Raw genomic sequence first — 13,408 nt, forward strand, 5'->3', positions numbered from 1 at the left:
AGTCTCCTCAGAAATCCATACGGTAGCGCCGTCAGCCTTCCGCTGTTATCGGAAGCGCCCGCAGAATCACGTCAGCGAGGCACTGACAATTTTCCCGCCAGTCTCAGCCGGCGTCTTCCGGGGGGTGCGATGCGCGCTCCCTGATCGTCTCCATCGCCCGCATCAAGACCTCGCGCTCGGCGCGGCTCAGGGTCTGCAAGAGGTGGGCTTCACGCTCTTGTACCATCGGCACGATCTTGCGGTACAGCTTGCGTCCTTGCGCAGTGGGTTTGACGAGGCGCGCACGGGCGTCCTCCGGGCTGGGCTGGCGCACCACCAGCCCGGCCTGCTCCATACGCGCCAGAGCACGGCTGACCTGCATCTTGTCCAGCGAGGTGTGCGGGACCAGATCGCTGGCCTGCATCTGACCCTCTTCGGCCAGGGCGGCGAGGATACGCCATTCGTCGCGGCTCAGGCCGAAGCGGTCGGCATAGACGCTGGCCACCGAGCGGCTCACGGCCTCGGCCAGTTGTGCCAGCTGATAAGGGAAAAAGTTTTGCAGTTTCATCCCGCTATGGTAACAGACGTTACCAATCCGGCATGGCAGCCATGCGCTTGATCCACATCAAGAACAATGCATGCAGGACCGCGCTGGCCGGTATTCTGCGTTGACCCCGGTTGCACATCCTCCATATAGTAACATCCGTTACTAATTAAAGGATTGCCATCCAAGGAGACGCCCATGAAGATCGACCGCATCCATCACGTTGCATATCGCTGCAAGGACGCCAGGCAGACCGTGACCTGGTACCAGAAATATCTCAATATGGATTTCATCCTGGCCATCGCCGAAGACCAGGTGCCGTCCACCAAGGCGCCCGATCCTTATATGCACGTTTTCCTGGATGCCGGGCAGGGTAACGTGCTGGCCTTCTTCGAAATCCCCAACTCGCCGCCCATGGGACGCGACACCAATACGCCCGCCTGGGTACAGCACATCGCCTTCAAGGTAGACAGCGAGGATACGCTCAGGGAGGTCATGCAGCGCCTGCAGGCCGACGGTATCGAGGTGGTCGGTATCACCGATCACACCATCTTCAAATCGATTTACTTCTTCGATCCCAGTGGTCACCGTATCGAGCTGGCCGCCGATTGCGCCACTGAGCAGCAGTTACGGCGCCTGGATGAGGTCAAGTGGGAGATGCTCGATGAGTGGGCGCGCACGCGACGCGCACCCAGGCACGCCGCCTGGATGCATGTGCAGGAATTCACAGCCAGCGCCGCGTGACCGGTTAAAAATTTACCGCTGCGCCGGGCCATCGTTTCGGTCAGCCGGCGTTGCAGGATGCCTGTGACTGGCGGGCACGCTTGAGGTGATACATGCCCTGGTCGGCGCAGGCCAGCAGTTCTTCCATCGAACGTCCGTCCTCGGGATAGCGGGCATGGCCCAGGCTGGCACTGACCGACAGTGCGGCCGGGCCGATCTGGAAGGGCATCTCCAGCGACCGGGTGAGCTTGTCGCGGATGATCTCGATGTCATCGCTGGTCACGATGTCGGTGAGCACCACGAACTCATCGCCGCCGATGCGGGCAATCGTGTCGGCATGGCGCAGGCTGCTGCCCAGACGTTCGGCGACCTGCATCAGCAGCAGGTCGCCGGCGGCGTGACCGTGACCGTCATTGACCGACTTGAAGTCATCCAGATCCAGGAACAACAGCGCGAAGCAGGCTTGTCCGCGCTGCGCGCGGCTGATGGCCCGCGCGATGCGCTGCTGCAGCAGCCAGCGGTTGGGCAGGCCGGTCAGATCATCGTAGAGCGCCTGCTGGCGTAGCCGGTCATTGGCGGCACGCGCTTCGTGCAGCTGTCGATGCAGCTGGCGGCAGCGTACGCGCGCCCATGCCAGCATAGCCCCCAGCCCGCCCAGCAGGCCAAGTTCATAGCCGGGGCCCAGGGAGCCGATCGAGACATGCTTCCAGGCCATCTGGCTGAGCCTGGCCAATTCGCTGTTATCCATCCCAAACATAAAAGGCCGCACCTTCTTTCATTGCCACGCAGATGAATCCTCTGCCATAGATGTTCCGGATCTCGAAGCGGGTGTGCGCCAGCTGGGTCAGCTTCTTCCGGATGCGATAGATGATGGTATCGATACGATGCGGGTCGATGATCTCGGCCGTGATGTTGAGCGCATGCATCAGTTGTTCCGTACTGACCGGGAAATGCGGGCTCAGGAAGAGTGTGGTCAGCACTGCGCATTCCCGCTCGCTCAACGCCAGGCGTTCATTGTGGGGACTGACCAGCGTGCCGTGACGGCGATACAGGGTCCAGGCTTCGGTCGTGCCGGCGACAGGCAGGTGCAGAATGCGCAGGCGTCGCAGGAAGGAGCAGACGGTCGCCAGCAGCAGGCCTTCCCTGATGGGTTTGGGGAGGAAGTAATCCGCGCCGTCGTGCAGCGCTTCTTCCTGCACGGTCTCGCTGAGGTTCTCGCCGATGACGACGATGCCCAACATCGGAAACTTCTGCCGCAGATCGGCCACCAGAGGACGCAAACCTGTGGTGAGCCGGTGCGTCTCGACGATCAGGATGGCAGGCTTTTTTTTTGAATCTCCTCTTCCAGCCCAGACAATGCTGTCACAGTCCTGATCGGTAATCCGCTTGCATGCAAGGCCTTCAGCGCAACCCCCGGCCCTTCGCCTGGATGCTCTACGATTAACACTGCCACGTCGATTCACATCCCCAAAATGAAACAGTCCTGATAGTCCGCTCTTAACGGATGAGTATCATTGTTGGTTACGTTATACCTGCTTTTACCTGCCCGCAGTTTCACAGAAAATCTCGATTGTATTTCTTTGTGGAAATGCGGCGCGCGATGATGCCATGCTTTTCGCCTGCTCGCAAATGCGTGCGGCACGGGCCTGCGCAGCCCGCAAAGAAAAACGGCAACCCGCAGGTTGCCGTCAGGTTGATGACGAACCCCGTGTTTTCGAACACGGGGTTTTGTTTTTCAGGCGCAGGTAATTTGCAGATGGTCGATGGCGCAGAAGCCAAGCAATGCGCTCATTTTTCTCTGTAGCCACTTTTGTACGCTGGCATAGGCGTTCAAGCCCGGTAAAAGCGCGCGCAAGCGCGCCACCAGCAGGGCAATCTTCTTCATGTTCTGGGCCGCCGCCGCCAACAAGCACTGCTCGGCGACCTTGCGCAAGCCGCGCATGCGGGCATAGCGATGTCCGTGCAATTGCTTGGCGTCGGCGAAGCTGCGTTCTACCGTTTCCTTGCGTCGGGCATAGATGCGCTTGCCCCATTCGGTACGACGCCGATCATCCACCTTCTCCTTGGAACGCTCCCACACATGGCGCGTCACCACCTTGACCGCATTGGCGCTATTGGTGCATTGCTCGCGTACCTTGCAGCCCCGGCATTGTTCAGGCTTGGATTTGTATTCCCGATACCCCTGCCGATTGGTGGTGCTGTAGTGCAAGGACTGGCCCTGCGGGCAGATGTATTCGTCACGGTAGGCATCGTACTCATACGCCCGTTTAAAGAATGTCCCCGGCTTGTGGTTGGGTGTGCGGTAGCCCATCACGCCGCTGATCTCGCGATTCTCCAGTCCCTGGCAGACGGCCGGTGTGAAATAGCCAGCATCCAGGCCAACGGCCTGTACATCAAATCCGAACGTCTGGCGCTGACGATCCAGGCGTGCCAGATAAGGTTGACTGTCATGGACTGAGGCGGGCGTGACATGGGTATCGGTAATGATGCAATGCTTGGCATCGACGGTGCGGTGATCCAGGTAGAAGAAGCCCTTGGGCTTGTCGTCGCGCACCATGTAGCCGCTCTCGGGATCGGTGCGACTAACCTTGATCTCTTTGGTGGGCGGCTCATCATCATCGTCACGTTTGAGCGGCTTCTTGCCATGCTCGGCACGGTCGATATCCACAGCCGCATCCAGTTCGGCCAGATAGGCCGAGGGTGTCTGGGCAACTTGAACGTAGTCGAACTTGTTCTTGTTGGCGTTGGCCTTGAGGTGGGTGCTGTCGCTGTAGAGCACACGGCCATCGACCATGCCGCGTCCAATGGCCTGGCGCACGATCTCGTCGAAGATGTCTTGATAGACGGTGGTATCAATGAAGCGGCGGCGCCGGTTCTGGGAGAAGGTGGAGGAGTCCGGCACCTTGTCGGTCAGACGGAATCCGGCAAACCAGCGATAGGCCACGTTGACCTGGACCTCGCGGATGAGCTGGCGCTCGCTGCGGATACCGAAGAGGTAGCCGATGAACAAGAGCTTGAAGAGTACCACCGGGTCCAGTGCCGGGCGGCCATTGTCGGCGCAATACAGATGCGCCACCTTCTCGCGGATGAACTCGAAATCCACCGCCGCGTCGATCTTGCGCAGCAGGTGGTCCTTGGGCACGAGCATCTCGATGGTCACCATCTCTAACTCGTGCTGGGCGGCTGTCGGTTTTTTGAGCATGACCGATTAAACAACAAAGCCTTGGCTCTCGCCAGGGCTTTGTCATCAATCTGACGGCAACCCGCAGGTTGCCGTCTGTGTGACAGAAAGTGGCCGGCGCCGCGGCCACCAGGGTCAGTAGATGTCCAGTCCGAAATACTGGGCGACGTCGCCCTCGGTCCAGTCCTTGATGACATCACGTTCCAGCAGGACGCGATATTCCGAGCGCTGCACGCCCGCTTCCTGCTGGATGATCCGGCTCTCCAGGGTATAGATGGTGCGGTGGATGCGGGTGGTCATCGAGGCCTGCTTGATGATGCTGCCCACTTGCGGTTCCTGCTGGTCGTCATTGGCGGGGATATCCATGGCGCCCCCTTATTTCATCTGTGCGCGGCGCGCCAGGATCTTCTCGAGCTTTTCCTTGAGCGTGGCGGCGTTGAAGGGTTTGACGATATAGCCATCGGCGCCTTCCTGGGCCGCCATGACGATGTTTTCCTTCTTGGCTTCCGCCGTGATCATCAGCACGGGCAGATGCGACAGGGCAGGCGTGGCGCGGATCTTTTTCAACAGCGTCAGACCATCCATGACCGGCATGTTCCAGTCGGTCAGCACGAAAGTGATGCCGGAGGCGCCTGATTCGAGAATCTTGAGTGCCGTGGAGCCATCATCGGCCTCCACGATCTTGGTGTATTCGAGCTCCTTGAGCAGGCCGCTGACGATGCGGCGCATCGTCGAGAAATCATCGACGACGAGAAAATGTTGGTCTGTATCAGCCATGATGGAGAAGGTCCTTGAGGGGGGAAGGGGTGATCCTGCGGAATCAGTCAATGTCATGCCGACCCTTGGCGTGGTGACGGAGCCTGGCCAGACCGGACGGCAGAATGCCGCCGGGGCTGGCCGGGTCAATCGACGCGTGGGTCGTACGCGCTGTTCAGCGAATCAATAACTATGGGTAATTATCAGTAACGTGGTCAGTCAGTGGAACAAGTCTCTTGCAATAGTGCAATGTCAGCGGCCCGGTGCCGCGTTTGCTGTTGACCACCAGATCCACCTTGGCGCAGGGCGGAGTCCGCTGCGCGAAGGTCGGGGTGAAGCGGGAGAGGGGGGCGCTGGGTCATGGCTTGCTCGTTTCTCGGGTTCGGGGGGGGCGAGAGTGTCGTCCGCGGTATTTTTTGGGGGGGCGGATGACGTTCCCCCCCCGTTTATACCAGACTTCACCCGCGCTCCAAACCAGCGCTTGCGCGGTAAAGCTGCCGCTTTTCCGGCTTTGCGAACCGGATCGTCTCGTCATAGTCCGGCAAGCTGGTGGAAATGTGCAGGCTGTCTGTCTGCACGGTATCCGGACGCACGCGCAAGGACGACTCAAGAGATCCCATCCAACCTGACGCTGCCTTCCAACGGCCGATCAGACCTGTGTCTGCCCCTCTTTTCCGCCCCGGGGCCAGGAACCGTCCGGCTTATCATTGACGCTCTGGTACCCTGCGCAGTCTTGTTTCCTCCACTTCTGAATCCACATGAATCCTCTCCGTCGTCTTCGCCTCGGCGCACGTCTGTCTGCCGGCTTTGCCGCGCTTCTGCTGTTACTGGTGATCATCACCGCCATCGGCATCACGCGCATGTCCTCCCTCGATGACACCTCCTCCGAGTTGAGCGAGCGTATTTATCCCAAAGTCAATGCGGCCCAGAAGTTGCAATTCCTGATGATGAATATCGCCCGCTCGGCGCGCAACATCATCCTCCTTGAGGATGATGCGCAGATGGCCAGCAACAAGCAATCCATCGACAAGGACCTGGCGGAATATCAGAAGACACTGGAGTTCTTGCGATCCCATGTGGTCACCGATGAAGGCCGCCGCCTTGCCGCGCTGGCCGACGAGCAGAGCAAGGCCTATTTCGCCTTCACCGGCGAGGTCGTGGCCCTCGGCCTGAAGAACCAGAATGTGGAAGGACAGCGCCTGCTCTTCGGTCCGCGCTACAAGACCCAGGGTGAACTGCTGGCCACCTTGCAGAAGCTGGTCGCGTTGTTCGAGGCCCAGATGCACGAGGCCAGCGAAGCCGCCCATGCGACCTACGTCACGTCGGCCACCATTCTGGGCGTGTCGGCCGCCGTGGCGATCCTGCTCGGCCTGATCGCTACGCTGGCCATCAGCCGCTCCATCACGGTACCCATGGCCGATGCGCTCGATACCGCCCGCAAGGTGGCCAATGGCGACCTCACCAAGACCATCAGCGACCATGCACCCGATGAAACCGGCGAACTGCTGCGCGCGCTGCGCGAGATGAATGCCGCGCTGGTCGATATCGTCTCCAACGTGCGCACCGGGACTGACACCATCGCCACGGCGTCCCAGCAGATCGCCGCCGGCAACCAGGACCTCTCGGCCCGCACCGAGCATCAGGCCAGCTCGCTCGAAGAGACCGCTTCCTCGATGGAAGAACTGACCTCCGCCGTCCAGCAGAACAGTGCCAACGCCCGCCACGCTGCGGAGATGTCGCAGGCCGCATCGCACATCGCAGGCCAGGGCGGCGAGATCGTCGGTAACGTGGTCTCCACCATGGATGCCATCGATGCCTCCGCGCGCAAGATCGTGGACATCATCGGCGTGATCGACGGCATCGCTTTCCAGACCAATATCCTGGCCCTGAATGCGGCGGTGGAAGCGGCGCGTGCCGGCGAGCAGGGACGCGGCTTTGCCGTGGTGGCCACCGAAGTGCGCAGCCTGGCCCAGCGCTCGGCCGCTGCAGCCAAGGAAATCAAGGTCTTGATCGGGGATTCGGTGGAGAAGGTCGATTCCGGCGCTCAACTGGTCAAGAAGGCCGGCCAGACCATGCAGGAAATCGTGCACAGCGTGGCCCAGGTCAATACCATCATCGGCCAGATCAGCGCCGCCGGTGACGAACAGCGCGCCGGTATCGAACAGGTGCACCAGGCAGTGGCGCAGATGGATGAAGTCACGCAGCAAAACGCCGCGCTGGTGGAACAGGCTGCCGCCGCCTCGCGTTCCATGCAGGGGCAGGCCGCAGAGCTGGCCAGCAAGGTGGCGATCTTCCGGCTGCCGCAGCAGGTGCGTGGCGCATGATGTAATCGCCGCAGGTATTGGCAGGCAGGCTGTCCGTTGATCGGGCAGCCTTTTTTATTGCCGGTACAGTCTGCACCCGATGCATCGCTGCACACCGGAGCGCACGACTGGAGCAAAGGGGGAGGAACAGGAAAGGACGGCAGGAAAGGACGGCAGGCGAGGCCGCAACCGGGACCGGTTGCGGCGAGGATCTGTCAGTTTTCGGGCAGTTCGCCCTTGGCGGCCAGGTCGATGGCGCGGACGATGGCCACGGCCTTTTCGATCACCTCGGCCTGGCTGGAGACGCGCATGCTCTTCTTCAGATGATGGATGTGGTCGCGCGTCTTGCGGCTCACGGGGACATTCAGGAAGCCATCCGGCTCGGTCAGGAATTGCGGCGGAACCACCACGACTGGCTCGGGTGTCTTGGAACGCTTGGGCATGGAGGTATCTCCCTTTTGATTGGTCTGGAACGACATTGGTAGAGTGCCTGCGGCAATATAACTTCGATCGTAAAAACAGACGTAGTAATTTCTCTGATTTTACGATTTTTATCTGGCCGCTCTTATGTGGCGGGAATGCTGGCGCTGATATCCAGCGGATCGCAACAGCGCGCGCGCCCCCCGCTTTTTATTCCTGCTTGGCTGTCGTGTCAAGCATATTTCTGGCAACCCGCCTCACGGGACAGGGTTTGCAATCATTTAGATTTCGTTATGATCGTGGCGCGTGCGGGGATCACGTCCAGGGCTCGCTTTCCCTCTGTAGCAAGGTATGGACGCAGGGAGCGGGATGGGACGGCAGTCCCCGCAAAACTTAGAACTTCAGCCGCCCCCCCTTGCCGGCATGACCGATATCCACAGCGATACTGCAAGCAGGGAGGCGGGCAGCGTGAAGCCTGTCGGTGCGGAAACTGTTTATACCATCCATGCTGTGCTGGCATGTTCCTTGCAGAGCTTCAGGCGACACACTGCCGGTGATTCCATATGTTTGCCGGACAGGGTGCGGGCAGGACCATTCCGGGATTTCTTAAGGTTTTTGCCCGGCTGCATCATTTTTCCTATTCAACGACCACAAGGGAAACACCATGAAGTTCATCAAGACCGCCACCGCTGCATCGCTGGGCCTGATGGCCGCGCTGTCCGTCACCTCAGGTTTGGTGCAGGCTGACAACCTGGCCGATATCCAGAAGGCCGGCGTGGTCAAGATCGGCGTGCCGCAGGACTTTGCGCCTTATGGCTCGGTCACCTCCGACCTGCAGCTGCAGGGCCTGGATATCGACGTGGCCAGGCTGGTCGCCAAGGGCCTGGGGGTGAAGGCCGAGCTGGTGCCGGTGCCCATCTCCAGCCGCATGGCCTTCCTGCAGACGCACAAGATCGATCTCATCATCTCCACCCTGGGCAAGAATGCCGAACGCGAAAAAGTGATCGATTTCTCGCAGGGCTATGCGCCCTACAACAATAGTGTGTTCGGCGTGGCCGCCATCAAGATCGCAGGCCCGGCTGACCTGGCCAACCAGACCGTGGGCGTGGCGCGTTCCACCTTCGAGGACCTGATGCTCACCGAGAGCGTTCCCAAGAGCACCACCATCAAGCGCTACGAAGACAACAACGGCCTGATCGCGGCCTACGTATCGGGTCAGGTGCAGATCGTCGGCACGGGCGACTTCGTGGCCTATGCGCTGGCCGACAAGACCCCCAACAACAAGCCGGTGCTGAAATACATCATCAATGTCTCGACCTGCTACGTGGGCATGAACAAGGGCGAGCCTGCGCTCATGGCCAAAGTCAACGATGCGCTGACCGCCGCCAAGAAGAGCGGTGAACTCAATGGCATCGTCAAGAAGTGGCTCAACGTGCCGCTGCCGGAAAAGATCGCGACCACTTACCAGTAAGCCGCCTCTTCCCCTTGCACAGCGTCTGGCCCGCCCTGGCGGGCCATTTTCGTTTCTGCTTACTGGAAGGTCGTGGCCATCCTCGCGGGCAGGGGGACGTTCAGCCATTTCTGCACGATCGCGTTGAGTTCGCCGCTCTTCTTGGCGGCCGTCAGCACCTCATTGACCTTCGCCAGCAGGGCCGCTTCGCCTTTGTTCAGACCGACGCTGCAGCTCGATTCATTGATGATGTACTTGAGCACGGGCTTGTTGTCGGGCGCCTTCTCCGCCAGCGCATAGGCCACGAAGTCGCCCGTGCCCACGAGTTGCACCTGTCCGGAGACGTAGGCCGAGATCATGGCATTGTTGTCTTCGTAGCGCTTGATGGTGGCGCTCTTGGGCGCGGTGTCGGTCAGTTGCAGATCCTGGAAGGTGCCGCGTGCCACGCCCACGGTCTTGTCGGCGAGGTCGGCCGGACCACTCACCTTGACCGAGGCTACGCCGAAGACGCTGTTGTTGTAGGGCGCATAGGATTGCGAGAAGTCGATCACCTTTTCACGCTCGGCATTCTTGCCCAGGGTGGAGATGACCAGATCGGCCTTGTGCGTCTGCAGGTAGGCGATGCGATTGGCGCTGGCGACCGGGACCAGTTGCACCTTCACGCCCATCTTCTGCGCGATCAGCCTGGCCACGTCGATATCCAGCCCCTGCAGTTGCAGCTCTGCATTGACCGAGCCGAAGGGCGCAAAATCCTGCGGCACGGCGATGCGCACCGTGCCCGCCTTCTGGATGTCGGCCAGTGCATCGGCATGCGCGGGTTGGGTGGACATGCCTAGAACCCATTTCATAAATAGGCGTGAGATGCGTTCTGTCCAGAAAGGGCGCTGGCAAGGCGCGCGACGCGTCGTGTGGCGGTGCCACACGCAAGGAGCGCAACGCGGCCAGCGCCCTTTCTGGACAGAACCCGCAGGGAGCGGCCCGTTTGGGCGAATTGCTGCGTTACGAATTTGGGTCAAGACGCCCAGTCTTGACCCAAATTCGCGCCTTGCACTTCATCCCAAACGGGACTCGCTCGCACTCACGCCTATTTATGAAATGGGTTCTAGAAGGGCCAGCGAGACAGCCAGCGCCGGTTTGGCAAACTTCATGGAACCCCCTTTTTGAAATCTTGAAATGGATGTGTCGTGCCGGGGCGGGTTTGCAATGACCATGCCAGGCCGGCTGCGGTGTGTTGGCGGGGACTTGCGATGCGCTGGCAGGCATGGCTTGCCTCCGGGCGCGCCATGATGATCCGGCACCCCGGTAGGCCGAATGGCAATGGCCGATGCAAGGGCAGTGAGGGCGATCTTGGGGCGGGGGTTCACCAAGTTTGCGCCTGTCCCCGCATCCGATCATGTCGGAATATGGTCGGTCGTTTGTGACGGATGGACATCTTCGGCAGCTGCGCGTCTCAGGATGAGGCGTTCCATCTTGCGGTTTCTGTTTGGCAGAAACTGCTCCGGGCCATCGGCTTCAGTGTCCGGCCAGCGTGGCCGCCTCGACCTCATGCGCCAGCACCTGCCGCACCGTGGCGACCACGTAGTCGATCTCGGCCTCGGTGGTGCCGCGTCCCAGCGAGAAGCGCACGGCGTTGCGCGCGACTTCCGGTGAGCGGCCGATGGCCAGCAGCACGAAAGAGGGCGCGGATGCCGCCGAGTTGCAGGCCGAGCCGGCCGATACGGCAATGCCCAGCAACTGGCTGCCCAGCGTGCCATAGCGCGTCGGCGGGAAACTGACGTTGAGGTTGTGCGGCACGCGCGCCTCGGCACTGCCGTTCAACTGCACCCCCGGCAACGCCGCCAGCCCCGACCACAGGCGGTCGCGCAGGGCGCGGATGCGGCGTCCTTCTTCTTCCAGCAATTCGCCCGCCAGCGCAAAGGCCTCGCCCATGCCCACGATCTGGTGCGTGGCCAGGGTGCCGGAGCGCATGCCGTTTTCATGGCCGCCACCATCGATCTGGGCTTCCAGCTTCAGGTCCGGATTGTGGCGCACGTAGAGGGCGCCGATGCCCTTGGGACCGTAGACCTTGTGCGCCGAGAAGGACATCAGGTCCACCTTCAGCTGCGCGAGGTCAATGGCGATCTTGCCGGCCGCCTGCACGGCATCCACGTGGAAGACCACACCATGCGCGGCACAGAGTTCGCCCAGTTCTGCAATGGGCTGGATCACGCCGATCTCGTTGTTCACGTACATCACCGAGGCCAGCAGCGTATCCGGGCGCAGCGCCGCGCGGAACTGCGCCAGGGTGATCAGGCCATCCGCGCCGGGTTGCAGGTAGGTGACCTCGAAACCGGCCTTTTCCAGCGTGTGCATGGTGTCCAGCACGGCCTTGTGTTCGGTCGCCACCGTGATGAGGTGCTTGCCGCGACCCTGCGCCCGCAGGGCATGGGCCGTTCCCTTCAGGGCCAGGTTGTTGGATTCGGTCGCGCCCGAGGTCCAGATGATTTCATCGGGACGGGCACCGACCAGGCCGGCCACCTGCGCACGCGCCTGCTCCACCGCGCGTCGCGCTTCCCAGCCGAAGGGATGGGAGCTGCTGGCGGCATTGCCGAACTTGTCGGTGAGGAAGTCGCACATGACGCGGGCCACGTGCGGATCGACCGGCGTGGTGGCGCCATAGTCCAGGTAGATGGGGAAGCGAAGATCGGCCGGCGGGCGACAGGGGGTGGGGGCATTCATGACGGTGTTCCGGAGAGTCCAGCGTGTTCCAGTTGAGCAGGATTGGCCAAAGGCCGTACATACACAGTAACGCCGCCGTCCTTATTTGGAATACGACTTTGCGCGCATTTGTATATTCGACTATCGAAAATTGATGTAAAGCATTTCGACGGGCCCGGCCGCAAGACAGGAGGGCGGCGGGATTCCCGGTCCCCGGACGCCTCATGCATTTGCTTATACAAAATTATTATACTGAAATAGAATACAAGCAAACCTATAATTCGAAAATCATATGCAAGCACTTTGATCAAGGAATGCGATTTCGATGGACCTGAATCAGCTGGAGGCATTTGCGGCCGTAATGACCCTGGGGAGCGTGACCGGTGCCGGTCGCAGCCTGGGTCGTTCGCAGCCGGCCGTCAGCAAGGCCATCGGTGATCTGGAAGCCGAGCTGGGCTATGCCCTGTTCGACCGCAACGGTCCGCGCGTCACGCCCACGGCCAAGGCTTTCCTGCTCTATGAGGAAGTGGAACGCTCGCTGGTGGGCCTGCGCAGCATCCGCCAACGGGCCCAGGAAATCGCCCGCGAAGAAGTCCATCCGGTCCATCTGATCGCCACGCCGGCGCTGGCGTCCACCATCGCGCCGTCGGCGCTGCAGTTGCTGGCTGCCGATTCGCGTTGCACCTTCCCGGAGCATGTCCACCTGCGCAGCGCCTCTGCCGAGCAGGTGGTGCATGCGGTCCTGCACCGCACCGTCAGCCTGGGGCTGACCTCGCTGCCGGTGGCCCATCGCGGACTGGACCTGCACTGGATCGGCGAAGCGCCCTGCGTGGCAGTGGTGCGCGCCGATCATCCGCTGGCGGGCAAGGACAAGCTCACGCGCGCGGCCCTGCGGGGGCAGCGCGTCATTACCATGTCCAACCGCTATCGTCTGCGCCAGCGTGTGGAAACGGCACTGGGCGAAGACAGCCGGCTCGATGTGGCCATCGATACCAACACCTCCTTCAACGCCATCATGGCCGCGCGTGCCGGGCTGGGGGTGGCGCTGGTGGAGCCGGCCACGGCCTATGGCATGCCCATCGAGGGCATGGTGGTCAAGCGGCTGGCGGTGGAGATTCCGTTTTACTTTGGCGTGGTCACGCCCTATGGCAAACCGGTCGAGGGCGTGACGCAACGCCTGATCGATGCCGTGGAGAAGGCCGCGCGCACGACCTTGCAGGGCTTCGTCAAACGCGACGCCAGCCTGCATGACGAATTGTTGTAAATGATTTCGCAGCACGCAGTACCGTAGTAAAAACCCAAGCAAGCAGCGTCAACCGGGAAGGGCGTTGCATCACAAAACCCGAATCGAGACG

The 13,408-nt window shown here is 61.2% G+C and carries 14 protein-coding genes; 4 read left to right on the forward strand and 10 right to left on the reverse strand.

The genetic code is table 11. The annotated features are described in order from the left end of the window. Positions 1 to 103: 103 nt before the first annotated feature. Positions 104 to 547, reverse strand: a complete 444-nt coding sequence (locus AACH55_RS07290) for a MarR family transcriptional regulator (RefSeq protein WP_338718779.1) — start codon at positions 545 to 547, stop codon at positions 104 to 106. Positions 548 to 721: 174 nt separating this feature from the next. Here AACH55_RS07290 and AACH55_RS07295 point away from each other — a divergent pair, with 174 nt between their 5' ends. Then, a complete protein-coding gene (locus tag AACH55_RS07295) occupies positions 722 to 1,267 on the forward strand; it encodes a VOC family protein (protein WP_338718780.1) in 546 nt (181 codons plus the stop codon). Positions 1,268 to 1,307: 40 nt separating this feature from the next. On the opposite strand, the gene AACH55_RS07300 is transcribed toward AACH55_RS07295, so the two are convergent. The 6 genes from AACH55_RS07300 to AACH55_RS07325 form a co-directional block, all read right to left on the reverse strand. After that, a complete protein-coding gene (locus AACH55_RS07300) occupies positions 1,308 to 1,961 on the reverse strand; it encodes a GGDEF domain-containing protein (protein WP_338718781.1) in 654 nt (217 codons plus the stop codon). A 25-nt stretch (positions 1,962 to 1,986) separates the two neighbouring features. Next, positions 1,987 to 2,487 (reverse strand): winged helix-turn-helix domain-containing protein, encoded by a 501-nt coding sequence (locus AACH55_RS07305; RefSeq protein WP_338718782.1) that lies wholly within the window; start codon positions 2,485 to 2,487, stop codon positions 1,987 to 1,989. 313 nt (positions 2,488 to 2,800) lie between these two features. After that, positions 2,801 to 2,968, reverse strand: coding sequence for a hypothetical protein (locus AACH55_RS07310; RefSeq protein WP_338718784.1), 168 nt, complete (start codon positions 2,966 to 2,968; stop codon positions 2,801 to 2,803). Positions 2,969 to 2,981: 13 nt separating this feature from the next. Next, positions 2,982 to 4,448, reverse strand: a complete 1,467-nt coding sequence (locus AACH55_RS07315; RefSeq protein ID WP_338714814.1) for an IS1182 family transposase — start codon at positions 4,446 to 4,448, stop codon at positions 2,982 to 2,984. Between the two features lie 114 nt (positions 4,449 to 4,562). Next, positions 4,563 to 4,793, reverse strand: coding sequence for a hypothetical protein (locus AACH55_RS07320; protein WP_338718785.1), 231 nt, complete (start codon positions 4,791 to 4,793; stop codon positions 4,563 to 4,565). Between the two features lie 9 nt (positions 4,794 to 4,802). Further along, on the reverse strand, positions 4,803 to 5,204 hold the full coding sequence (locus AACH55_RS07325) for a response regulator (protein ID WP_338718786.1): 402 nt from the start codon (positions 5,202 to 5,204) through the stop codon (positions 4,803 to 4,805). 737 nt (positions 5,205 to 5,941) lie between these two features. On the opposite strand from AACH55_RS07325, the gene AACH55_RS07330 reads away from it, so the two are divergent. Then, positions 5,942 to 7,507, forward strand: a complete 1,566-nt coding sequence (locus AACH55_RS07330) for a methyl-accepting chemotaxis protein (RefSeq protein ID WP_338718787.1) — start codon at positions 5,942 to 5,944, stop codon at positions 7,505 to 7,507. Between the two features lie 194 nt (positions 7,508 to 7,701). Here AACH55_RS07330 and AACH55_RS07335 read toward each other — a convergent pair whose 3' ends face one another. Continuing rightward, positions 7,702 to 7,929 (reverse strand): hypothetical protein, encoded by a 228-nt coding sequence (locus AACH55_RS07335; protein WP_338718788.1) that lies wholly within the window; start codon positions 7,927 to 7,929, stop codon positions 7,702 to 7,704. Positions 7,930 to 8,570: 641 nt separating this feature from the next. Between AACH55_RS07335 and AACH55_RS07340 the strand changes: the two genes are divergently transcribed. After that, entirely contained in the window at positions 8,571 to 9,377 is an 807-nt protein-coding gene (locus AACH55_RS07340; protein WP_338718789.1) for a transporter substrate-binding domain-containing protein, read from the forward strand. Positions 9,378 to 9,436: 59 nt separating this feature from the next. On the opposite strand, the gene AACH55_RS07345 is transcribed toward AACH55_RS07340, so the two are convergent. Further along, the gene (locus AACH55_RS07345; protein WP_338718790.1) at positions 9,437 to 10,186 is read right to left on the reverse strand and encodes a transporter substrate-binding domain-containing protein; all 750 of its coding nucleotides are present in this window, start codon (positions 10,184 to 10,186) and stop codon (positions 9,437 to 9,439) included. Between the two features lie 682 nt (positions 10,187 to 10,868). Continuing rightward, complete coding sequence (locus AACH55_RS07350) at positions 10,869 to 12,074, reverse strand: aminotransferase class V-fold PLP-dependent enzyme (RefSeq protein WP_338718791.1); 1,206 nt, start codon at positions 12,072 to 12,074, stop codon at positions 10,869 to 10,871. Between the two features lie 304 nt (positions 12,075 to 12,378). Between AACH55_RS07350 and AACH55_RS07355 the strand changes: the two genes are divergently transcribed. Further along, the gene (locus AACH55_RS07355) at positions 12,379 to 13,317 is read left to right on the forward strand and encodes a LysR family transcriptional regulator (protein ID WP_338718792.1); all 939 of its coding nucleotides are present in this window, start codon (positions 12,379 to 12,381) and stop codon (positions 13,315 to 13,317) included. The last annotated feature ends 91 nt before the right edge of the window (positions 13,318 to 13,408 follow it).

Origin of the sequence: Herbaspirillum sp. DW155, assembly GCF_037076565.1 — a bacterium.
GTDB lineage: Bacteria > Pseudomonadota > Gammaproteobacteria > Burkholderiales > Burkholderiaceae_D > Herbaspirillum.